Source organism: Micromonospora sp. NPDC049230 (assembly GCF_040647875.1).
Classification (GTDB): Bacteria; Actinomycetota; Actinomycetes; order Mycobacteriales; family Micromonosporaceae; genus Micromonospora.
In genome coordinates this window covers 193,479-214,315 of sequence record NZ_JBEZCZ010000002.1, presented here as the reverse complement: position 1 = coordinate 214,315, position 20,837 = coordinate 193,479, and the positions used below count along the sequence as shown (strand labels likewise).

The 20,837-nt window shown below is 72.4% G+C and carries 17 protein-coding genes and 1 pseudogene; 11 read left to right on the top strand and 7 right to left on the bottom strand.

What is annotated here, in order from left to right:
- The first annotated feature begins 55 nt into the window (after positions 1-55).
- The 7 genes and pseudogenes from AB0A95_RS02675 to AB0A95_RS02645 all read left to right on the top strand — a co-directional run bounded on the left by AB0A95_RS02675 (position 56) and on the right by AB0A95_RS02645 (position 6,791).
- Positions 56-553, top strand: a complete 498-nt coding sequence (locus AB0A95_RS02675) for a hypothetical protein (RefSeq protein WP_281899866.1) — start codon at positions 56-58, stop codon at positions 551-553.
- 110 nt (positions 554-663) lie between these two features.
- Positions 664-1,227, top strand: a complete 564-nt coding sequence (locus AB0A95_RS02670; RefSeq protein ID WP_110562455.1) for a YceD family protein — start codon at positions 664-666, stop codon at positions 1,225-1,227.
- Positions 1,228-1,232: 5 nt separating this feature from the next.
- The gene (gene rpmF, locus AB0A95_RS02665; RefSeq protein WP_252416735.1) at positions 1,233-1,406 is read left to right on the top strand and encodes a 50S ribosomal protein L32; all 174 of its coding nucleotides are present in this window, start codon (positions 1,233-1,235) and stop codon (positions 1,404-1,406) included.
- Between the two features lie 114 nt (positions 1,407-1,520).
- Positions 1,521-2,507, top strand: coding sequence for a phosphate acyltransferase PlsX (locus AB0A95_RS02660; RefSeq protein ID WP_357553826.1), 987 nt, complete (start codon positions 1,521-1,523; stop codon positions 2,505-2,507).
- Positions 2,504-3,211 (top strand): annotated as a pseudogene (rnc, locus tag AB0A95_RS02655) (ribonuclease III); the annotation flags it as partial. The gene AB0A95_RS02660 and the pseudogene rnc, both read left to right, overlap by 4 nt.
- 280 nt (positions 3,212-3,491) lie before the next feature.
- Positions 3,492-4,349 carry a bifunctional DNA-formamidopyrimidine glycosylase/DNA-(apurinic or apyrimidinic site) lyase gene (mutM, locus tag AB0A95_RS02650; RefSeq protein ID WP_357553825.1) on the top strand — a complete coding sequence of 286 codons (858 nt, stop codon included), beginning with the start codon at positions 3,492-3,494 and terminating at the stop codon, positions 4,347-4,349.
- Positions 4,350-4,571: 222 nt separating this feature from the next.
- On the top strand, positions 4,572-6,791 hold the full coding sequence (locus AB0A95_RS02645; protein WP_357553824.1) for an MMPL family transporter: 2,220 nt from the start codon (positions 4,572-4,574) through the stop codon (positions 6,789-6,791).
- A 323-nt stretch (positions 6,792-7,114) separates the two neighbouring features.
- On the opposite strand, the gene AB0A95_RS02640 is transcribed toward AB0A95_RS02645, so the two are convergent.
- The gene (locus tag AB0A95_RS02640; RefSeq protein WP_357553823.1) at positions 7,115-7,957 is read right to left on the bottom strand and encodes an endo alpha-1,4 polygalactosaminidase; all 843 of its coding nucleotides are present in this window, start codon (positions 7,955-7,957) and stop codon (positions 7,115-7,117) included.
- Positions 7,958-8,073: 116 nt separating this feature from the next.
- Positions 8,074-9,288 carry a CAP domain-containing protein gene (locus AB0A95_RS02635; RefSeq protein WP_357553822.1) on the bottom strand — a complete coding sequence of 405 codons (1,215 nt, stop codon included), beginning with the start codon at positions 9,286-9,288 and terminating at the stop codon, positions 8,074-8,076.
- 373 nt (positions 9,289-9,661) lie between these two features.
- On the opposite strand from AB0A95_RS02635, the gene AB0A95_RS02630 reads away from it, so the two are divergent.
- The 3 genes from AB0A95_RS02630 to AB0A95_RS02620 all read left to right on the top strand — a co-directional run bounded on the left by AB0A95_RS02630 (position 9,662) and on the right by AB0A95_RS02620 (position 14,436).
- Positions 9,662-9,856, top strand: coding sequence for a hypothetical protein (locus AB0A95_RS02630; protein WP_013284566.1), 195 nt, complete (start codon positions 9,662-9,664; stop codon positions 9,854-9,856).
- Between the two features lie 345 nt (positions 9,857-10,201).
- Positions 10,202-13,816, top strand: coding sequence for a chromosome segregation protein SMC (smc, locus tag AB0A95_RS02625; protein ID WP_357553821.1), 3,615 nt, complete (start codon positions 10,202-10,204; stop codon positions 13,814-13,816).
- Complete coding sequence (locus tag AB0A95_RS02620) at positions 13,816-14,436, top strand: HAD-IA family hydrolase (protein WP_357553820.1); 621 nt, start codon at positions 13,816-13,818, stop codon at positions 14,434-14,436. Before smc ends, AB0A95_RS02620 begins: the two co-directional genes overlap by 1 nt.
- Positions 14,437-14,443: 7 nt before the next feature.
- Here AB0A95_RS02620 and AB0A95_RS02615 read toward each other — a convergent pair whose 3' ends face one another.
- The 5 genes from AB0A95_RS02615 to AB0A95_RS02595 all read right to left on the bottom strand — a co-directional run bounded on the left by AB0A95_RS02615 (position 14,444) and on the right by AB0A95_RS02595 (position 19,499).
- Positions 14,444-14,974 (bottom strand): DinB family protein, encoded by a 531-nt coding sequence (locus AB0A95_RS02615; protein ID WP_357553819.1) that lies wholly within the window; start codon positions 14,972-14,974, stop codon positions 14,444-14,446.
- A 42-nt stretch (positions 14,975-15,016) separates the two neighbouring features.
- Positions 15,017-15,511, bottom strand: a complete 495-nt coding sequence (locus AB0A95_RS02610) for a universal stress protein (RefSeq protein WP_357553818.1) — start codon at positions 15,509-15,511, stop codon at positions 15,017-15,019.
- A gap of 9 nt (positions 15,512-15,520) precedes the next feature.
- Positions 15,521-17,140, bottom strand: a complete 1,620-nt coding sequence (locus tag AB0A95_RS02605; RefSeq protein WP_357553817.1) for an MDR family MFS transporter — start codon at positions 17,138-17,140, stop codon at positions 15,521-15,523.
- A gap of 180 nt (positions 17,141-17,320) precedes the next feature.
- A complete protein-coding gene (locus AB0A95_RS02600; protein ID WP_357553816.1) occupies positions 17,321-17,761 on the bottom strand; it encodes a MarR family transcriptional regulator in 441 nt (146 codons plus the stop codon).
- Positions 17,762-17,771: 10 nt separating this feature from the next.
- Entirely contained in the window at positions 17,772-19,499 is a 1,728-nt protein-coding gene (locus AB0A95_RS02595; RefSeq protein ID WP_357553815.1) for an alkaline phosphatase D family protein, read from the bottom strand.
- Positions 19,500-19,648: 149 nt separating this feature from the next.
- On the opposite strand from AB0A95_RS02595, the gene ftsY reads away from it, so the two are divergent.
- Positions 19,649-20,836, top strand: coding sequence for a signal recognition particle-docking protein FtsY (gene ftsY, locus AB0A95_RS02590; RefSeq protein ID WP_357553814.1), 1,188 nt, complete (start codon positions 19,649-19,651; stop codon positions 20,834-20,836).
- Position 20,837 lies beyond the last annotated feature (1 nt).

The window sequence follows — 20,837 nt, the reverse complement described above, 5'->3', positions numbered from 1 at the left end:
CGGCCGTAGCCCGCATCATGGAGGTCGGCCGAGGAACGACAGGAGTGAGGTACCGGTGGACCCGCTCGATCGCATCGACGAACTGATCGCCATGGTGGAGCAGGCCCGCTCCGTCCCGATGTCGCGCAACAACTGCATGGTCGACCGGGGTGAGATGATCGCTGCCCTCGACGAGATGCGCGCCGATCTCCCCGCCGACCTGCGTCGCGCCGCCGCGCTCCTGGAGGAGCGCGACAAGATCATGGAAGCCGGCAAGCGCGAGGCGGACCGGATCATCAGCGAGGGTGAGGCAGAACACGCCCGCCTGGTCTCGGTGAACGAGATCACCGTGTCGGCCGAGCACGAGGGCGCCCGGATCATCGCCGAGGCCCGTGCCGAGGCGCAGCGCCTGCGTGAGGAGGTCGACGACTACGTCGACACCGCCCTGGCCAACTTCGAGCAGTTCCTCACCCGGGCGCTGGCCTCGATAGAGCGGGGCCGGGACAAGATGCACGCACTGCGGGAGATCGGCACCTTCGGTGGGGATGAGGCGGAACGCCCGCTACCCTTCTGAGCGGCACCTCACCAGCCGACATTCTCACCCGGGTGTCGCCCCCGGTTCGACGGTCCGGCGGTCGCCCAGGTAACCTTTTTTGTCGGCCTCTCACCGGCCGGAGTCTGACTATGCCCAAGCACTCGCCATCGACACTCAACCCCAGGTCGCCGCTGGTCCTCGACACGAGGGACCTGCCGCGCCGCCCTGGCGCGTTGCGTGAGGTCCAGCGGGTCGTGCCGGCACCGGCAGACCTCGGTGTGGAGTTGATCGGCGTGCCGGAGGGCGCTGACCTCGACCTTGATCTGAGGTTGCAGTCGGTGTCCGAGGGCGTGCTCGTCTCCGGGACCATCACCGGTCCCGTCCGGGGCGAGTGCGGCCGTTGCCTGCGCGAGATCAACGACTCGATGGGCGTGACGATCCAGGAGCTGTACGCGTACGAGGACAGCACCACGGACGCCACGACCGACGAGGACGAGGTGGGCCGGATGCAGGGCGATCTGATCGACCTGGAGCCGGCGCTGCGGGACGCGTTGGTGCTCACGCTGCCGACCAACCCGCTCTGCCGGGAGGACTGCCCAGGGTTGTGCCCCGAATGCGGGGCGCACTGGGACGATCTGCCGGCCGACCACAGTCACCAGCAGATCGACCCGCGTTGGGCGGGCCTGTCGCAACTGACCGTTACAGAGGAGTAAGAACCGTGGCCGTCCCGAAGCGCAAGATGTCGCGCAGCAACACCCGGTCCCGCCGGGCGAACTGGAAGGCGACGGTGGTCGCGACCATCGCGTGCCCGCAGTGCAAGTCCCCGAAGCTGCCGCACGCCGCCTGCTCCGTCTGCGGCACCTACAACGGCCGCCAGGTTCTCGAGGTCTGACCTGGACGCCGAGTGACGCCCCCGACCCCAGGTCGGGCGGCGCGCGCACCCTGGCATTCGCCCGGTGCCCCGGCTTCCTCCGACACCGGCCGGCTCACTCCGGCCGGTGTCCCGATGGAGCCGGGCACCGCGCGGATCGCCGTTGACCTCCTCGGCGGGGACGACGCTCCCGCCGTCGTGGTTGACGGCGCTCTGCGGGCCATGCGCGCCGATCCTGACCTGCACCTGCTTCTCGTCGGCCCGGCCGAGGTCGCCGACGAGCTGATCGCTGCCCTCGATCCGCCGCAACGCGCGCGGATCACTGTGCGGCCGGTCCGCGATGTCGTCGGCATGGCCGACCATCCCAGTGCCGCCCGCGCGGAGAGCACGGTCCGGGCAGCGGTGACCGCCATTCGCGACGGGACCGCCGACGCCCTGGTCTCCGCCGGTGCCACCGGCGCCACAGTCACCGCGGCCGTGCTCGGCCTCGGCCGTTGGCCGGAGATCCGCCAACCCGCACTCGCCGCCACCCTGCCCACCGTTGCCGGGCCGGTCGTCCTCCTCGACGTCGGCGGCTCGCTGGAGCCCCGCCCGGCCACCCTCGCCCGGCACGCCGTGCTCGGCGCCGCGTACGCCGCGGTCGCCCACTCGATCGCCGCGCCCCGGGTCGGACTGCTCTCGGTCGGCACCGAGGCCGGCAAGGGCGACCGGGTCCGCCGGGCCACCGACCCGTTGCTCGCCGTCGAGCCACTGCCCGGTGGGGCGCGCTACGTCGGCCTGGTCGAGGGGTACGACGTGACCCTCGGTTCGCGCGTCGATGTGGTCGTCACCGACGGCTTCACCGGTAACGTGCTGCTCAAGGCCATCGAGGGCGCGTACGCGATGGCCGGTGGGCCACCCGCGGAGGGCGGCGCGCCCCGCGCGGCCGCACTGCTGGGCGTCGCGGGGACGGTGGTCGTCTGCCACGGTTCCGCTCGCGCCGACGACGTCGCCTCGGGCATAGCTCTCGCCGCCCACCTGTGGCGGCGGCGCGCCACCGATCTGGTCTCGGCGTTGCTCGACGGCAACGCCGCGATGGACCGCACCGACCGCTCCACCGACACCGAGGTACGCACATCATGAGCAACGACAAGCGGCGGCGGGCGTCCGTCGGTCATCTGGAAGCCGCGTTCGGCGTGAGCCTGGAGCCGGAGTTGCTCCAGCGTGCGTTGACCCACCGCTCGTACGCGTACGAGAACGGGGGGCTGCCCACCAACGAGCGGCTGGAGTTCCTCGGTGACTCGGTGCTCGGCGTGGTGATCACCACCGCGCTCTTCCACAACCATCCGGACCTGCCCGAGGGGCAGTTGGCCAAGCTGCGGGCCAGCGTGGTCAACATGCGGGCGCTCGCCGACGTGGCCCGTGGCCTGGGCCCGGACGGCCTCGGCGCGTACCTGCTGCTCGGTAAGGGCGAGGAGACCACAGGTGGCCGAGACAAGGCGAGCATCCTCGCCGACACGCTCGAAGCGCTGCTCGGCGCGATCTACCTCCAGTACGGGCTGGACACCGCCGCGATCGTCATCCACCGACTCTTCGATCCGTTGATGGCCGAGTCGGCCGGTCGGGGCGCCGCACTGGACTGGAAGACCAGCCTGCAGGAGCTGACGGCGGCGCTCGGGCTCGGTGTCCCGGAATATCGGATCGAGGGCACCGGCCCCGATCACCTCAAGACGTTCACCGCCTGGGTGGTGGTGGCCGGCAACCGGTACGGCGGCGCCGAGGGGCGCAGCAAGAAGGAGGCCGAGCAGCGGGCCGCCGAGGCCGCCTGGCGGACGCTCGCCGAGCAGAACGGCCAGGCCGGCGCCGACGGGCAGAACGGCCGGGCCAGCGCCGACGGCGTAGCCAGCGTTGACGGCCGGGCCAGCGCCGACGGCCGAGCCAGCGCTGACGGGCAGGCCGACGACGACGGCCGGGGGCAGTTCATCGACCCGGACGGCTCGACCGACCGGGACGAGCCGTTCGGACCGCTGGAACGCGCCGGGCGGGCGGCCCAGGCCGAACAGGCCGACCACCTGGCGCAGGCACTGCCGGCCGGGGGTGCCGACGGCCACGAGACGGGGTCACGACGTGCCTGAGCTGCCCGAGGTGGAGACCGTCCGGCAGGGGTTGGCCCAGTGGGTCATCGGCCGTCGGATCGCCTCCGTCGAGGTCCGCCACCCGCGCGCCGTACGCCGGCACGTCCCGGGTGGTGTGCACTTCGCCGACGTACTCGCCGGACGGACCGTGCTGGACGCGCGCCGTCGCGGCAAGTACCTGTGGCTGCCGCTGGACAGCGGCGACGCGATCATCGGGCACCTCGGGATGTCCGGTCAGCTGCTGCTCCAGCCGTCCGGCACCGCGGACGAGTCCCACCTGCGGGTCCGGTTCCGGTTCGCCGACGACGGCCCGGAGCTGCGCTTCGTCGACCAGCGCACGTTCGGCGGGCTCGCGGTGAGCGAGGGCGGCGCCGAACTGCCCGACGAGATCGCCCACATCGCCCGCGACCCGATGGACCCGGAGTTCTCCGACGCGGGGTTCGTCGCCGCGCTGCGCCGCCGGCACACCGAGGTGAAGCGGGCACTGCTCGACCAGACCCTGATCTCCGGAGTGGGCAACATCTACGCCGACGAGGCGCTGTGGCGCGCCGGGCTGCACGGCGGCCGACCCACCGACGCGCTGACCGGCCCGGCCGCGCAGCGCCTGCTCGGCCACGTCCGCGACGTGCTCGCCGAGGCGATCCGGCAGGGCGGCACCAGCTTCGACGCCCTCTACGTCAACGTCAACGGCGAGAGCGGCTACTTCGACCGGGCGCTGAACGCCTACGGTCGCGAGGGCGAGCCCTGCCGGCGGTGTGGAACGCCGATCCGCCGCGAGGCGTTCATGAACCGATCCTCGTACAGCTGCCCGCGCTGTCAGCCACGGCCCCGGGGTTCCCTTCGGGGATGACCCGGAGGCGAGTCCGGGTCGGCACCGGCGGGTCGCGGCCTGACGCTCCGGGCCCCACCCTGGCGTACGCCCGAATCGCGGGTTGATGCCCGGCCGGCGGGCCCGGCGCCCCCGGTGTGCCGGTTCCGGGGCGAGCCGGGGCCGTTCCCCGATGTGACCGCTTCGTCACGCACCTAACGTCAGCACAGTTGACAGGGGGTTGACGTGACAGGGGGACCCGAGATGGGGAGAAGACCGGTGACGGTGCGGCTGGCGCGGTGGAGCGCCGAGCACCCGTGGCGGGCGATCGCACTGTGGGTCGTGTTCGTGGCGGTGTGCTTCGTCGGTGGCAGCGCCGCCGGCCTCAACGAGGCCACAAGCGCCGACGAGGGGATCGGCGAGGTGGGGCGGGCCGGCCTGATCGTGGACGCCGGAAACTTCGACGACCCGGCAGTGGACAACGTGCTCGTCACCGCGCGGGGCGGCGCGCTGGACCAGGCGGCGGCGAAGGCGGCGGCCGACGACGCGGCGGCCCGGCTGCGCACTGTCACCGGGGTCGCCGAGGTGGGTCAGCCGGTCACCGCCCGGGACGGCTCGGCACTGCTGCTGCCGATCACCATGTCCGGTGACCCGGGGACCGCTTCGGATCGGGTCCAGCCGCTGCGCGACGCCACCGCCGCGGTGCAGGCCGCGCACCCACAGGTGCGGGTCGAGCAGGTCGGCGGGCCGTCGATCGAGCAGGCGCTCGACGACACCCTGGGCAAGGACTTCAAGCGCGCCGAACTGCTCAGCCTGCCTGTCACCCTGGCCATCCTGATCATCGCGTTCGGCGCGTTGATCGCGGCCAGCGTCCCGGTGCTGCTGGCGCTCTCCTCGGTCGCCGCCGCGATGGGCCTGTCCACGCTGGCCTCGCACCTGGTGCCGGCCACCGACACCACGGCACCGGTGATCCTGCTGATCGGCATGGCGGTGGGGGTCGACTACTCGCTGTTCTACATCCGCCGGGAGCGGGAGGAACGGGCCAAGGGCCGCTCCGGCCTGGACGCTGTGGAGATCGCCGCGGAGACCTCCGGGCACGCCGTGGTGGTCTCCGGCATTGCCGTGATCATCGCGATGGCCGGGCTGCTGCTCGCCGGTGACGTCGTCTTCTCGTCCCTGGCGATCGGCTCGATCCTGGTGGTCGCCGTCGCCGTGACCGGTTCGCTGACCGTGCTGCCCGCACTGCTGGCCAGGCTCGGCCGCTGGGTCGACAGGCCCCGGGTGCCGCTGCTCTGGCGACTGACCGCCCCGCGCACCGACCGGCACGGCGAGCCCCGCCCGCCCCGGCTCTGGCCGGCGGTGCTCCGGCCGGCGCTGCGCGCTCCGGTGGTGACGCTCGTCATCTCGGTCGGCCTGCTGCTCGCACTGGCCGCGCCGGCGCTCGGCATGAAGCTGAAGTTCCCCGGCTCGGAGGACCTGCCGCGCACCACCCCGGCCATGCAGGCGTACGACCGGCTCACCGCCGCGTTCCCCAGCAACGGCACCAACCACGTGGTGGCCGTCCGGGCACCGGCAGAGCAGGCCGACCGGGTCCGCGCCGCGCTCACCGACCTGGCCACCAGGGCCGCCGGAGATCCGCTGTTCGCCCCGGCCGAGGCGGACGGACCGAAGATCGAGGTATCGGCCGACCGGCGGGTGTCGGTGCTCGACGTCGCCACCCCGTACACCAGTCGGGACGACCGGTCGGTGCAGTCGTTGGAGAAGCTGCGCGGGGACCTGGTCCCAGCCGAGCTGCGGGACATCCCCGGCATCGAGTACGCGGTCGGCGGCGGCGTGGCCGAGAATGTGGACTACGCGGCCCACGTCCGGGAGAAGTTGCCGCTGGTGATGGGCTTCGTGCTGGTGCTCACCTTCCTGGTCATGGTGCTGACCTTCCGGTCGGTGGTGGTCGCGGCCAGCTCGATCGTGTTGAACCTGCTCTCCGCCGGTGCCGCGTACGGGCTGCTGGTGCTCATCTTCCAGGGCGAGTGGGCCGAGGGACTGCTCGGCTTCACCTCGATGGGCGCGATCGTGTCCTGGCTGCCGCTGTTCCTCTTCGTGGTGCTCTTCGGCCTCTCGATGGACTACCACGTGTTCGTGGTCAGTCGGATCCGCGAGGGAGTCCGGGCCGGCATGCCCAACCGGGACGCCGTGTCGTACGGGATCACCTCGTCGGCCGGGGTGGTGACCAGCGCCGCGATCGTGATGGTCGGCGTGTTCTCGATCTTCGCCACGTTGAGCACCATCGACATGAAACAGCTCGGCATCGGCCTGGCGGCGGCGATTCTGTTGGACGCCACGATCATCCGGGGAGTGGTGCTGCCAGCGTTGATGACCATGCTCGGCGATGCCAACTGGTGGGCCCCGCGTTTCCTGCGCCCACGCGCCACGCCCGCGCCGGCCGACCCGCCGGCGGCCACCCCGGAACTGGTGCCGGTCCCCTAACCGCCCTCGCTCGGCCTGCCCTCGCCTGCCCTCGCCCGCCCGCCCTCGCCCGGCCTGCCCTTGCCGCTTGATCGACTCGGCTTCATGAATGTCGCGGTATCCCGGGTCGTTCGATACCGCAACATTCTGAAAGTCGAGTCGATCAAGCGGCGAGGGCGGGCCGGAAGCGGCGGTGCCGGGTGCGGCGGGCGGGAAGCGTCGGGGCGGGGTGCGGCGGGCCGGGAGTGGCGGGGCGCGAGCGGTGAGGCGAGGCGAGGGGCAGGGGCCAGGACGGCTGGGCGGGGCGTGGCCCAGGACACGACCGTGGCTCGGCCACGGCCCGGTCAGGGGAGTGGGCAGGCTTCTCGCCACGCGTCCAGGTCGCGGTCCTTGCGGATCGACGCGAAGCCGTAGCCGACGGTGGTGACACAGAAGTCGTCGGTCGAGGCGGCGTACTCCACGTGGAAGACCGGCTTGCCCGCCTCGGCGAACGGCAGCAGTTTGGCGCACTGGCCCAGCCGGACACACTCCTCGTTGACCGCGAAGTCGAAGTCCGGGGCCAGTGCGGCGAGCTGCGCCACGTCGTTGACCAGCCCGGGGGAGAGGCTCAGCGAGCGGGCCAGCTCGGCGAGTCGACGGTTGAACAGCAGTTGGTCGTCGAAGTCGAGTGGAAAGCCGGTGCGGGACGCGTACCCGTCGGCGTCGGCGAGCGCCACCGCCCCGAAGCCCTTGCCCCGGCACAGTCGGAACCGGTCGGCCAGTATCGGCTTCAGCGCGTCCCAGCTTCGGACGTCCAGCCACCGGCTGTCGGGTCGGCGGGCGGGCGCGCCCCGCACGGCGTCCGGGAACCGGCTGGCATCCGGGTCGGCGGAGCGGACCGAGCCGACCTGCACCTGGCAGATCAGCCGGCGGTCCCGGTCACGCAGCTCGGCGGTCTGCGCGGCGGTGGTGTCCACCGGATCGAGCAGGAAGACGTCCGCTTCCACCGCCGGGTCGAGCGGGCCGCTGAGCTGCCACTGCCACTGCCACTGGCGGGACTGCTCGACCGGCCACCGGGTGGGCGCGCCGGGTGGGGTCAGCTCGGTTCGGCATCCGTACGCCGGCATCACCAGGACCAGCGCGACACCGGCCGACAGGACGCGGCGCAGTGGGCGTACGGCGACGCGTCGCCGCGGCCGGATCCGCATCGGCAGCTCCCGGGTCCCGGACGGCCCCGTCGCCGCCCTCCCGGTACGCCGCACCATGCTCTGGCCCGGCGTACCTCACCGGGTCAAACGAGCGCGGGGGCGCGCACGACGCGCGGTCAGCGCGGCGCCGCGAAGACCTGCGTCCAGTACGGCCCGTTGCTGCTGGCGATGCCGACGCCGATCTCGGTGAACGCGCAGTTCAGGATGTTGGCCCGGTGGCCGGAGCTGTTCATCCAGGCGTCCATCACCGCGGCCGGGGTCTGCTGGTTCCAGGCCACGTTCTCGCCGTACGTGCGCCAGGCGTAGCCGACCCGGTCCAGCCGGGCGCCGGCGTTGCTGCCGTCGCTGCCGGTGTGCGACATGTTCTTGTGGTCGGCCTGGTCCTGGCTGTGCTTCTGCGCGGCGGTCATCAGCTTGTCGTCGATGCTCAGCGCCGCGCAGCCGGCCTTGGCCCGTTCGGCGTTGACCAGGTCCACCACCTCGCGGGCCTGGGCGCTGACCGTGCCGCTGGAGCCGCTCGAACCGTTGGAGCCGTTGCTCGTGCTCGGCGCGCTGGTGCGCGGTGCGCCGCGCCGCGACGCGGCGGTGGTACGCGACGACTCCGGGGTGGGCTTGACGGTCTTGCTCGGTGACGGGCTCGGCCGGGTCGGGCTGGGCGTGCTGCTCGGGGACGGCGCGGCGAGGGTGTCGAGGGTCGACTGCTCGGTCGGCGCCGCCGACGTGGCGAACGTGTCGTCGACGGCCGTCGGCCGGCTGGCCCCGTCGTCATCGCCGGGCAGTCCGAGCGCACCGACGCCGAAACTCACCACGAGGGTGGCCGCCGCGGCTGCGCCACCGATCATCAGCGGCCGTCGCCAGCGGCGGGGGGAGCGGTGCCGCCCTTCGCCGGGCCGACCGACACCGTCGGGCCGGTCACCGCTCGTCTCCGGGTCGGCGTCGGTGTGCCAGCCGCCGGCGGCCGGTGCGGCGGGGCTGCTGGCGTGCCAGCTACCGGTGGCCGACGAGGCGGGGTCGCCAGCCTGCCAGCTACCGGTGGCCGGCGCGGCGGGGCTGCCGCCGTGCCAGTCCTCGGTCGGCTCCTGCTCCCGGCGGTGGGCCGGCCAGGCGGCGGTGTGACCGTCGGCCGAGGCCGGGCGGGTCTGCGGGTCCGACTGCCAGCCGGTGGGCGGCTGCTCCCGGTGCCACTCGTCGTCGGACTGGTCGGGTTCGTCACCGAACAGGTAGGCCGAGCGGGGCTCCGGGCGGTCGTGCAGCCAGGCCGGCTCGTCGGTCGGCCGCTCGGCACGCCGGGGGGCGCCGTTCGGGTCCATCGGGTCGGTCCAGCCGTACACGCCTATGCCTCCACGGGTCGGTTGCGGGCCGGGGTGACGCTACGGCGCGGCCGCGACCTGCGGCAACGTGGCTAAGGAAGAGTTAAGGGGAACTCGGACGTCAGGGTGCGGAATTCCGTGGATCCGGGCGTACAGTAAAGGGGTCCGGACAGAGAGTGTCCGTGCCATTGCGGCAGCCCCCCGACAAGTGGACAGGTCGACGTAGAGATGATCTACGGCCTGCGAGAACTTGACGAAGGAGGGGTTTGCGGCTCAATATATAGGTGTCGCCAGTCGCGCCCGGTCATGCCCAGATACAGCCTGGAATGACAGCCGCGTGCAAAATGGGCGCGCGTTGGCCGGCCTTTCCGGCAGCGCATATCAAGGAGTCAGCATGGCGAAGGCCCTCTACGGCCACGTAAGTGCAGCGCCCGACCGGCGTCTGCTCGACGAGGTCACCAGGTTGCGTGCCAGGGTTCAGGCACTGGAGTTCGAGATCACGCGTCTGCGTGCCGACAATGATCGGCTCGCGGCGGCTGCGGCGGAGGCGGACGATCTGCTCCGTCTGGCCGAGCCGGCGCTGACCTGATCTTCGTGTCTAAAAACTGAATCGCACTCTCGCAAAATGCGCGCCGACACCTGTGTGCCGGCGCGCAACACTGTCCGGCTCCTTTCGGTGCCGACGATTTGTGATCTTGTGGTCGGTCGCGCCCTTGCCGTGCCCTCGGTATCCGAATAGCGCGCCGATCGAAAAGCCGATCATGAACGGTCCTCGTCCCTGTCGTGACCGCCAGAACAACAGCGCGCTCGCGTCTCAGGCGGCCCCGGGGCGGGTCGCGTGCCGACCCGGTCCCACCACCGGGTTAGTCTGCGAGTTCACCCAGGTCCCCACAGCCGGCGACGGTACGGCGGCCACCGGACGAGGATCGAGAAGGTGTATCTCAAGAGCCTGACGGTGAAGGGGTTCAAATCCTTCGCCTCCGCCACGACGTTGAAGCTGGAGCCCGGGATCACCTGCGTGGTGGGCCCGAACGGCTCCGGCAAGTCCAACGTCGTCGACGCCATCGCCTGGGTCCTCGGCGAGCAGGGCGCCAAGGCGCTGCGCGGCGGCAAGATGGAGGACGTCATCTTCGCCGGCACCGCCGGCCGCGCGCCGCTGGGCCGTGCCGAGGTCACCCTCACCATCGACAACACCGACGGCGCCCTGCCGATCGAGTACACAGAGGTGTCCATCACCCGCCGGATGTTCCGCTCCGGCGAGAGCGAGTACGAGATCAACGGCAACACCTGCCGGCTGCTCGACATCCAGGAGCTGCTGTCCGACTCCGGCATCGGCCGGGAGATGCACATCATCGTCGGACAGGGCCGACTCGACGGCATGCTGCACGCCAAGCCGGAGGACCGCCGCTCGTTCATCGAGGAGGCGGCCGGCGTCCTCAAGCACCGCAAGCGCAAGGAAAAGGCGCTGCGCAAGCTCGACGCGATGCAGACCAACCTCAACCGCCTCACCGACCTCACCGCCGAGCTGCGCCGCCAGCTCAAGCCACTGGGTCGGCAGGCCGAGGTGGCCCGCCGCGCCGCCGCCATCCAGGCCAACCTGCGCGACGCCCGGCTGCGCCTGCTCGCCGATGACCTGGCCACCCTGCGCACCACCCTGGACCGGGAGATCGCCGACGAGACCGCGTTGCGGGAGCGGCGTGAGCAGATCGAGGGCGAGCATGTCGAGGTGCAGGGCCGGCTCGGCGAGCTGGAGGCCGCCCTGGCGGAGGACGCTCCGCTGCTCGCCGCCGCCCAGGACACCTGGTACAAGCTGTCCGCCCTGCAGGAACGCTTCCGCTCGATCGAGCAGCTGGCCCGGGAGCGGCTGCGGCACCTCAGCGCCAGTGGCGACGACGAGCGGCCCGGCCGCGACCCGGACCAGCTGGAGGCCGAGGCGGAACGCGTCCGCGAGCAGGAGGAGGAACTGCGCGGGGCGCTCACCGACGACCAGATCCGGCTGGCCGAGGCGGTCGAGCACCGCCAGGAGCTGGAACGGCAGCTCGCCGGTGCCGAGCGGGAGCTGGTCGCCGCGGCCAAGGCCATCGCCGACCGGCGGGAGGGGATGGCCCGGCTCACCGGCCAGGTCAACTCGGCCCGAGCCCGGACGACGAGCGCCGGCGAGGAGATCGAACGCCTCGCGATCGCGCACGCCGACGCGATGGGTCGCGCCGAGCAGGCGCAGGCCGACCTGGACGCGGTGGCCGCCCAGTCCACCGAGGCGGACCGGGACAACGCGGACCTGGACGCCCGGCACGCCGAGGCGGTCGCCGTGCAGGAGCGGGCACAGGCCACCGTGCGATCGCTTGCCGACGCCGAGCGGACGGCCGAGAAGGATGCCGCCACCTGGAAGGCCCGGGAGGAGGCGCTGGCCCTGGGTCTGCGGCGCAAGGACGGCGCCGGGGCGCTGCTCGCCCGCGCCGACGACGTGCCCGGCCTGCTCGGCAGCCTCGCCGGGCTGCTCACCGTCGCGCCGGGCCACGAGGCCGCGCTGGCCGCCGCGCTCGGCGGTCTCGCCGACGCGGTCGCCGTCAGCGGGGTGGACGAGGCCGTCGAGGCGATGCGGCTGTTGAAGATCTCCGACGCCGGCCGGGCCGGTCTGCTCGTCGGCAGCCCGGCGGGGCCCGGCACGACCGGGTCCGCCGACGCGCTGCGCCCGAAGCTGCCCGACGCGGCCAGGTGGGCCCCCGACCTGGTGGAGTGCGGCGAGGAGCTGCGCCCGGCAGTGCACCGGGCACTGCGCGACGTGGCGCTCGTCGACGATCTCGCCGCCGCGGCCGACCTGGTCGCCAGCAACCCGGAGTTGCGGGCGGTCACCCCGGACGGTGACGTGGTCGGGGCGTACGCGGCGGCTGGCGGGTCGGCCAAGGCCGCCAGCTACATCGAGGTGCAGGCGGCCGTCGAGGAGGCACGCGGCAACCGGCTCACCGCCGAGCGCGGTGGCGCGGAGCTGCGGGACCAACTCGTCGAGGCGCGCGCCGAGGTGGCCGCCGCCAAGGAGGCCGTGCAGCACGCCGCCGCCGAGAAGCGCGAGGCGGAGAGCCACCGCAACGCCGCCGCCCGCCGGTTGGCCGAGCTGGGCGCGGCGGCCCGTTCCGCCAAGGCGGAGACCGACCGTCTCGGTGAGTCCCGCGCCCGCGCCGAGGCCGCCCGCCAGCGGGACCTCACCACGCTCGCCGAGTTGGAGGAGCGGCTGCGGCTGGCCGAGGAGACCCCGGTCGACGCCGAGCCGTCCACCGAGGAGCGCGACCAGCTCGCCGCCATGGTGCCGCAGGCACGGCAGAACGAGATGGAGGTCCGGCTCGCGGTGCGTACCGCCGAGGAGCGGGTCTCCTCGATCGCCGGCCGGGCCGACTCGCTCGCCCGGCAGGCCACCGCGGAGCGGGCCGCCCGGGAACGCGCCGCGGCCCGGCGGGCCGCGCGCACCCGGGGCGCGGGCATCGCCCGGGCCGTCGCCGGTGGCGCCCGGGAGGCGCTCACCCGGCTCACCACCTCGATCGCGACGGCCGAGGAGCACCGCGACGAGGTCGCCCGGGAACGCGCCGCGCGCGAGGCGGAGCTTCAGGAGGTACGCGGGGCGGCCAAGCGGCTCGGCGCGGAGCTGGAGCGGCTGACCAGCCAGGTGCACCGCGACGAGGTGGCCCGCGCGGAGCAGCGGCTGCGCATCGAGCAGTTGGAGGCGAAGGCCGCCGAGGACTTCGGGTTGGACGTGGAGACGCTTGTCGCCGAGTACGGCCCGACGCAGCCCGTCCCGCCGACCCCCGTCGACGTCGCGGCGGCCGAGCGCGATGGGCTGCCGGTGCCCGAGCCGGTGCGCTACGAGCGGCCGGTGCAGGAGAAGCGGGCCGCCAAGGCGGAACGCGAGTTGGCTCTGCTCGGCAAGGTCAACCCGCTCGCGCTTGAGGAGTTCGCCGCGCTGGAGGAGCGCTTCAAGTTCCTCTCCGAGCAGTTGGAGGACCTCAAGGCCACCCGGCGGGACCTGCTCACCGTGGTCAAGGACGTGGACGAACGGATCCTGGAGGTCTTCGCCAGCGCCTTCGAGGACACCGCGCGGGAGTTCGAGCAGGTGTTCACAGTGCTCTTCCCCGGCGGCGAGGGCCGGTTGATCCTCACCGAGCCGGACGACCTGCTCACCACGGGCGTCGAGGTGGAGGCCCGCCCGCCGGGCAAGAAGATCAAGCGGCTGTCGTTGCTCTCCGGTGGCGAGCGGTCGCTGACCGCGGTGGCCATGCTGGTGGCAATCTTCCGCGCCCGGCCCAGTCCGTTCTACATCATGGACGAGGTGGAGGCGGCCCTGGACGACGTGAACCTGGGCCGGTTGATCACCCTGCTGGCACAGTTGCGGGAGAAGAGTCAGCTGATCGTCATCACGCACCAGAAGCGGACGATGGAGATCGCCGACGCCCTCTACGGGGTGACAATGCGCAGCGGGGTCACCCAGGTGATCAGCCAACGGCTCAACCGGGCCGACGAGGACGACAGGCGGCACGGCCGCGGCGAGGAGAACGGGTAGTGGCTCGGGAACGCGCGACGGCGCTCCTGCTGGACTTCGACGGCGTACTGCGCCGGTGGGACCCGGCGGTGGCCGCCGTTGTCGAGCGGGAGTACGGCCTCTCCGAGGGGGTGCTCGGTGAGATCGCCATGCAGTGGGGGCGGCTCCAGCCGGTGCTCACCGGCCAGGTCACCCACGCCGAGTGGATGGGCAGCGTGGCGGACGCCCTGACCGAGTCGGTGGGCAGCCCGGAACGGGCCCGTGCCGCCGTCGAGCAGTGGCAGGGCTACCGGGGCGAGGTCGACCAGGAGGTGCTGGCGTTCGTCCGGGAGGTCCGCGCGGCGGGCGTCCGGGTCGGGCTGGGCACCAACGCCACCGACCTGCTCGACGCCGACCTGACCGCGCTCGGCCTGGTCGACGAGTTGGACGTGGTGGTCAACTCCTCCACGATCGGCGTGCACAAGCCGGCTCCGGAATACTTCCAGGCCGCCTGCGTCGCCCTGGCCACCCCGCCGGCCCGGGTCCTCTTCGTCGACGACGAGGACTGGGCCGTGCGGGGCGCCCGCTCCGCCGGGCTGTCGGCGCACCGCTGGGGCGGCCACGCCGACCTGCGTTACCTGCGGGCGGCCCTGGCCTACTGAGCGCCTGTCAGTCGCCGGTGACGCCGTCGATGCGTTCCCGGATCAGGTCGGCGTGGCCGTTGTGCCGGGCGTACTCCTCGATCATGTGCACGTACACCCAGCGCAGGTTGAAGGTGGGGGTGCCGTCGCCGCGGGTCAGCGTGAACGTCTCGTCCAGTGACCGGCCCGCGGTCGCCGCCCGGGCCGCGTCGACCTCGGCGCGGAGGACGGCGAAGGCGGCCTCCGGGTCGGCGTCGGCCGCGGCGTGGAAGTCGGCGTCGTTGTCGGTGTCGAAGTCGTAGAGGTCGGGCAGGTCCTGGCCGGCGAAACGCTGGCGGAACCAGGACCGCTCCACCTCGGTCATGTGCAGGACCAACCCGAGCAGGCTCAAGCCGGACGGCTCGACACTCGCCGTGCGCAGCTGCTCGGCGGTCAGGCCGGCGCACTTGTGCAGCAGGGTGTCGCGGTGGTAGTCGAGCCAGCCCTCCAGCATGGTGCGCTCGTCACCGACGAGGGGCTCGTGGGTGCGGTCGATCTCCGGTGCCGTCCATGTCGTCATCGGGCCATCCTGGGGCTCGGGTACGACAGTGGCGACAGGATTTCAGGGCACCACGACGACGGGCCAGCGGCCGGTGCGGACCAGCCGGGTGGCGACCGAGCCGACCAGCCGGTGACCGGCCTGCTCGGACGCCCCCACCACCACCATGTCGGCCTGGAACTCGTCGGCCGCCGCGCACAGCTCGCCGTACGCGTCGCCACGCCGGGACAGGAAGGTCACCGGAATGCCCCACTGCTCGGCTCCCCGTCGGCACTCGCGGCGCAGCTCGTCGGCCACCTCGTCCTGGGAACGCTGGACCGCGCCGGCGTCCATCCCGGGCACCAGGGAGGTGAACCCGCTCGCCGCGCTGACGAAGACCACCACCAGGGCGGCGCCCTGCCGACGGGCCAGCCCTGCCGCGTAGGCACCGGCCCGCTCGGAGGTACGGGTGCCGTCCACGCCCACCATGATCACCCGCGGGCCGTCGGTGCCGCGTTCGAAGGGCAACGGGCGGGTCCGGGGGCCGTACTCCTCGCGATCCGGTGCTCCCACGCTCATCGTTCTACCTCACCTCTGCTCGCCGGTGCGGACCACGGCTGCGCCAGCGCCGGCGGCGACTGCCGATTCCCGCTCGACCTCGTCGGAAACCGGGTTGCCGTTGTGCTGCCGCAGCGGCACCTCCTTGATGAAGCTCACCGCGATCAGGGCGATCAGCGCGAAGGGGGCGGCGGCCAGGAAGATGTCACCGGCGCCGTGGCCGTACGCGCTCTCCACCACGGCCCGCAGCGGGCCGGGCAGGGTGTGCACGTCGGGCAGGGTGCCGCCGCTGCCCGAGCTGGACGCGGGGATGCCGAGCTGCGCCAGCCCGTCGGCGGTGTAGTCCTTGACCTTGTGGGCGAGCACCGCGCCGAGCGCGGACACCCCGATCGCGCCGCCCAGGCTGCGGAAGAACGCCACCACCGAGCTGGCCGCGCCGAGTTCGTGCGGGCCGACGGTGTTCTGCACGGCGAGGACCAGGTTCTGCATGGTCATGCCCAGGCCGACGCCGATCAGCAGCATGTAGACGCTGAGCAGGGTGAAGCTGGTGTCGGCGCGAAGGGTGCCCATCAGCGCGAAGCCGATGGTGAGCAGCGCCGACCCGATCACCAGGTACCGCTTCCAGCGGCCGGTCTTGCTGATGACCCGCCCGATGACGGTGGACGCGACCAGCAGGCCGAGGATCATCGGCAGCGTCATCAGGCCGGACATGGTCGGGCTCTGACCACGGCTGATCTGGAAGTACTGGCCGAGGAAGATCGACGCGCCGAACATGCCCACGCCGACCGCGATGCTGGCGACGACGGCGAGGGTGATGGTGCGGTTGCGGAACAGCCGCGGCGGGATCATCGGCTCCCCGGCCCGGGTCTCCACCCGGATGGCGAGGGCGCCGAGGACGAGGGCGCCGAGCACCATGGCGGCGGTCTGCCAGGAGGCCCAGGCGAACTGGTCGCCGGCGAGCGAGACCCAGATCAGCAGCACCGAGACGGCTGCGGTGATCAGTGTGGCGCCCCACCAGTCGATCTCGGCCTTCCGCTTGACCACCGGCAGGTGCAGGGTCTTCTGGAGCACGATCAGGGCGACGATCGCGAACGGCACGCCGACGTAGAAGCACCAGCGCCAGCCGAGCCAGGAGGTGTCCACGATCACGCCGCCGATCAGCGGGCCGCCGATGGTGCCGACGGCCATCACGGCGCCGAGGTAGCCGCTGTAGCGACCACGCTCACGCGGCGCGATCATCGTGGCCATGATCACCTGGGCCAGCGCGGTGAGGCCACCGGCGCCGACGCCCTGGAGCACCCGGCAGGCGATCAGCTCGCCGGTGCCCTGGGCGAGACCGGCCAGCACCGAGCCCAGCACGTAGATCAGCAGGGCGATCTGGACCAGGGTCTTCTTGCTGGTCAGGTCGGCCATCTTGCCCCAGATCGGGGTGGTCGCGGTGGTCGCGAGCAGGGCCGAGGTGACGACCCAGGTGTACGCGGACTGGCCGCCGTGCAGTTCGGTGATGATCCGCGGCAGCGCGTTCGAGATGACCGTGGAGGAGAGGATCGCGACGAACAGGCCCAGCAGCAGGCCGGAGAGCGCCTCCAGGATCTGCCGGTGGGTCATGTCGACGGCGGTCGCCTGGGTGGGCGCTGTCGCCTGGCTCATCGTTGGTGCCTCCGAGCGGAGTCGAGGTGGAACGGCGGCGGGCTGGTACGCACGGGCCGCCTGAGAGTTGCCTGAAGCAACCGTATGCCTTGGTTGCCTGAAGCAACAACCTGTCGGACCGACGCCACATTCCCCGTCGCCGCGGGCAGCGGCGCGGCTGCGTTGGCCGCGGGCGGGCGGTTACTGCCAGGAGTCGTTGAACCGGCCGAGTAGCCGCGCGAACTCCTCGACGTCCTGCTCCGGCCAGCCGTCCAGGGCGCGCAGGAACTCGCCCAGCCGGGCCGCACGGGCCACGTCGAACCGGCGCTGCCCCTCCTCGGTGAGGCTGATCTGCGCGGCCCGCCGGTCACTCGGATCCGGGTCGCGGTGGACCAGGCCGAGCACCTCCAGCGCGTTGATCTGCCGGCTCAGCGTGCCCTTGCCCACGCCGAGGCGCGCCGCCAACTCGGTCAACCGGATCGACCCGCTGCGTCGCAACCAGAGCAGCAACCCGTAGGTGTTCGGCTCCAGGTTCGGATGCACCTCGCGGGCGATCTCCCAGGAGACCGCCCGGCCACGGCGCAGCAGAGCGGTCAACTCGTGCTCGACCGCCCGGATCGGCTCCGGCAGGTGCTCGTCCACGGCGTAGAGACTACGGCGCGGCCGGCTCGCCGCCACCGGAGAGTCGACGCCGCATCACCGGGCGTAGGTGACCGTCCTTCGTGGTGCCCTCGATGACCACGTCGGCCGCACGCCCCTGATGGGTAAGCGTGGCGACCGCGTTGCCGAAGTAGGGGCCGGCCAGCTTGCGCCAGCGCACCCCCGGCCGGCGTACGCCCGCCGAACGGGCCAGCGCCCGGGTGGCCCCGGCCGGACCGGGCGACCAGCCCAGCCGCATCAGCGGACGGATGCCCGCCGGCACCTGGTTGTGGATGGGCGAACAGGTGAGCTGGTGCACCGGAGTGACCACCGCCGGGTCGGCGAACCGGGCCCGTGCCACGTACGAGTGGTGCACGTCACCGGAGAGCACGCTTATCGACGCCGGTGGCGCGTACGCCGGGCCGGCGCCGACCCGTGCGCCGGACTGCCGCGGCGTGCCGGTGCCGATGCGGGCGAACGTCTCCGCGAGCGCCTCGAAGGAACGCCAAAACGCCGCCCAGTGCTCCAGGTCCAGGGCGCGGCGCAGCTTCTCCGCCCCGCGGGCCACCCAGGGTCGGCGCGAGTCCGCCAGCTTCTCGTTCCACGCCTCGATGTGGTGGATGCCCTGCGGCAGCAGCCAGGGCAGCGAGGCGCCGACCACCAGGTGGTCGTAGACCCCGTGCGCCTGGTCGAGGAACCAGGACCACTCGCCCGGTGGCAGCATCGCCCGGCTGGAGGGTTCGAGCACCCGGCTGCACCGGTTGTCGAGCATGACCAACCGGGTACGGCCCAGGTCCAGTGCGTAACTCCACTGGTACTGCACCGCGCGCCAGCGCTCGGTGTCGTGCGCCAGGTCGGACTCCTGGTCGACCCGGTGCCCGAACTCGCGCAGCACACCTGTGGCGTCCTCGGCGGCGGCGACCTTCGCGAAGACCGGGTCGGCGGTGATCTCGTCGGGGGACAGGTTGCCCAGGTGCTGGTAGACCCAGTACGAGGCGAGCCCGCTGCCGATCCGTTCCTGCCACCACGGCTGTTCGCGCACCTCCGCTCGCCAGGCCGCCGAGGTGTTCCAGTCGTCGATGATCTCGTGGTCGTCGAAGATCATCACGCTCGGCACAGTGGAGAGCAGCCAACGGATCTCCGGGTCGCGCCACGACTCCAGGTAGAGCTTGGTGTACTCGTCGAAGCTCACCACCTGGTCGGCCGGGGAGCCCTTCGGCCGCCGCCGCCGTCGACGCAGCAGCCGGCGCACAGTGGGCGAGGTGACGTCGGCGTACACCTGGTCGCCGAGCAGCACCAGCAGGTCGGGCAGCGGGTGCGACTCCGGGTCGGCCATCAACCGCCGGGCGTACGCGTCAAGCGCGTCCGGCGGCAGCTTGCGGGTGGTGGCGTGCTGGGTGGTCTCCCGGCACGAGCCGAAGATCAGATTGACCGGTTGGTCCCGGTCGTCGGCGGCCCGGGTGCGGATCACGCTCGGCGGGAAGCCGCTGCTCGGCACCGGCCAGACGATCTCGTCGTCGACGAGCACCTCGTAGGTGGTCTCGCTGTCCGGGTCCAGCCCCTCCACCACCACCAACGCGTAGTGGTGGTCGTACGCCGAGAAGGTGGGGGCGGTGCCGGTCGCGCCGCCCGCGGTGCGGACGGTGACCACGGCGGGCGCCGCCGTCTCCACCCAGATGGTCGCCCGGGTGTCGACAACTCGCCGCAGGAGTGGGCCGATGAGGAGGTGGGCGGCGGACATGCGGCCGAGCCTACCGCCGGTTCCCGGCACCAGCCCGGTGCGGTGGCTGAGAGCGTGAGCACCGCTCGGGGTGCGGTGGCTGAGACTCCGGCACGGCTCGGGGGTGCGGTGGCTGGGACGCCGTCGCCGCCATCTGACAGGATTCCGGCATGGCCGAATATCTCGTCCTCGCTCTGGTCCTGCTCGGTGTGCTGATCGCCGGCACAGTCGGGCTGGTCGTGCCGCGATTGCGCCGGCGGCCCGAGCCCCCGCTTGCGCGCACCGAGGTCGACACCCGCGCCGAGGAGGATCTCGCCGGCCCGCCGGTGGAGGCACCGGAGTCCGATCTGTCCACCGGCGTCCTGGTCGAGCCGCCACCGGTCATCGAGGCGCCCGCACCGGTGGAGGTGCCCGAGCCGACAGCCGGCCGACTGGTCCGGCTCCGCTCGCGGCTGTCCCGCTCGCAGAACGTCTTCGGCAAGGGCCTGCTCGGCCTGCTCGCCCGCGACCACCTCGACGAGGACGTCTGGGAGGAGATCGAGGACAGCCTGATCACCGCCGACGTCGGCGTCGACGCCACCCGCGACATCGTCGACCGGCTCCGCGAGCGCACCCGGGTGCTCGGCACCCGTTCGGCCTCCGAGCTGCGGGCACTGCTCGCCGCCGAGTTGGTCAACGCCCTCGATCCGAGCCTGGACCGGTCGCTGCGGACCGCCCCGAAGGACGGCGTGCCGGCAGTGGTCCTGGTCGTCGGCGTCAACGGCGCCGGCAAGACCACCACCTGCGGCAAGATCGCCCGGGTGCTGGTCGCCGACGGCCGTACCGTGCTGCTCGGCGCCGCGGACACCTTCCGGGCCGCCGCCGCCGACCAACTGGAGACCTGGGGCTCGCGGGTCGGCGCGGAGACCGTCCGGGGGCCCGAGGCCGCCGACCCGGCAAGCGTCGCCTTCGACGCGGTCAAGCGCGGCATCGACACCGGCGTGGACACCGTGCTCATCGACACCGCCGGCCGCCTCCAGAACAAGGTCGGCCTGATGGACGAGCTGGGCAAGGTCAAGCGCGTGGTGGAGAAGCAGGGCCCGATCGACGAGACACTGCTCATCCTGGACGCCACGACCGGCCAGAACGGCCTGGAGCAGGCCCGCGTCTTCACCGACGTGGTCAACGTGACAGGTGTGGTGCTGACCAAGCTCGACGGGACCGCCAAGGGCGGCATCGTGATCGCCGTGCAGCGCAAGCTCGGCATCCCCGTGAAGCTCGTCGGCCTCGGCGAAGGCAAGGACGACCTGGCCCCGTTCGACCCGGCGCAGTTCGTGGACGCGTTGCTGGGGACCGAGGCCACCGGACGGGACGCGTAGT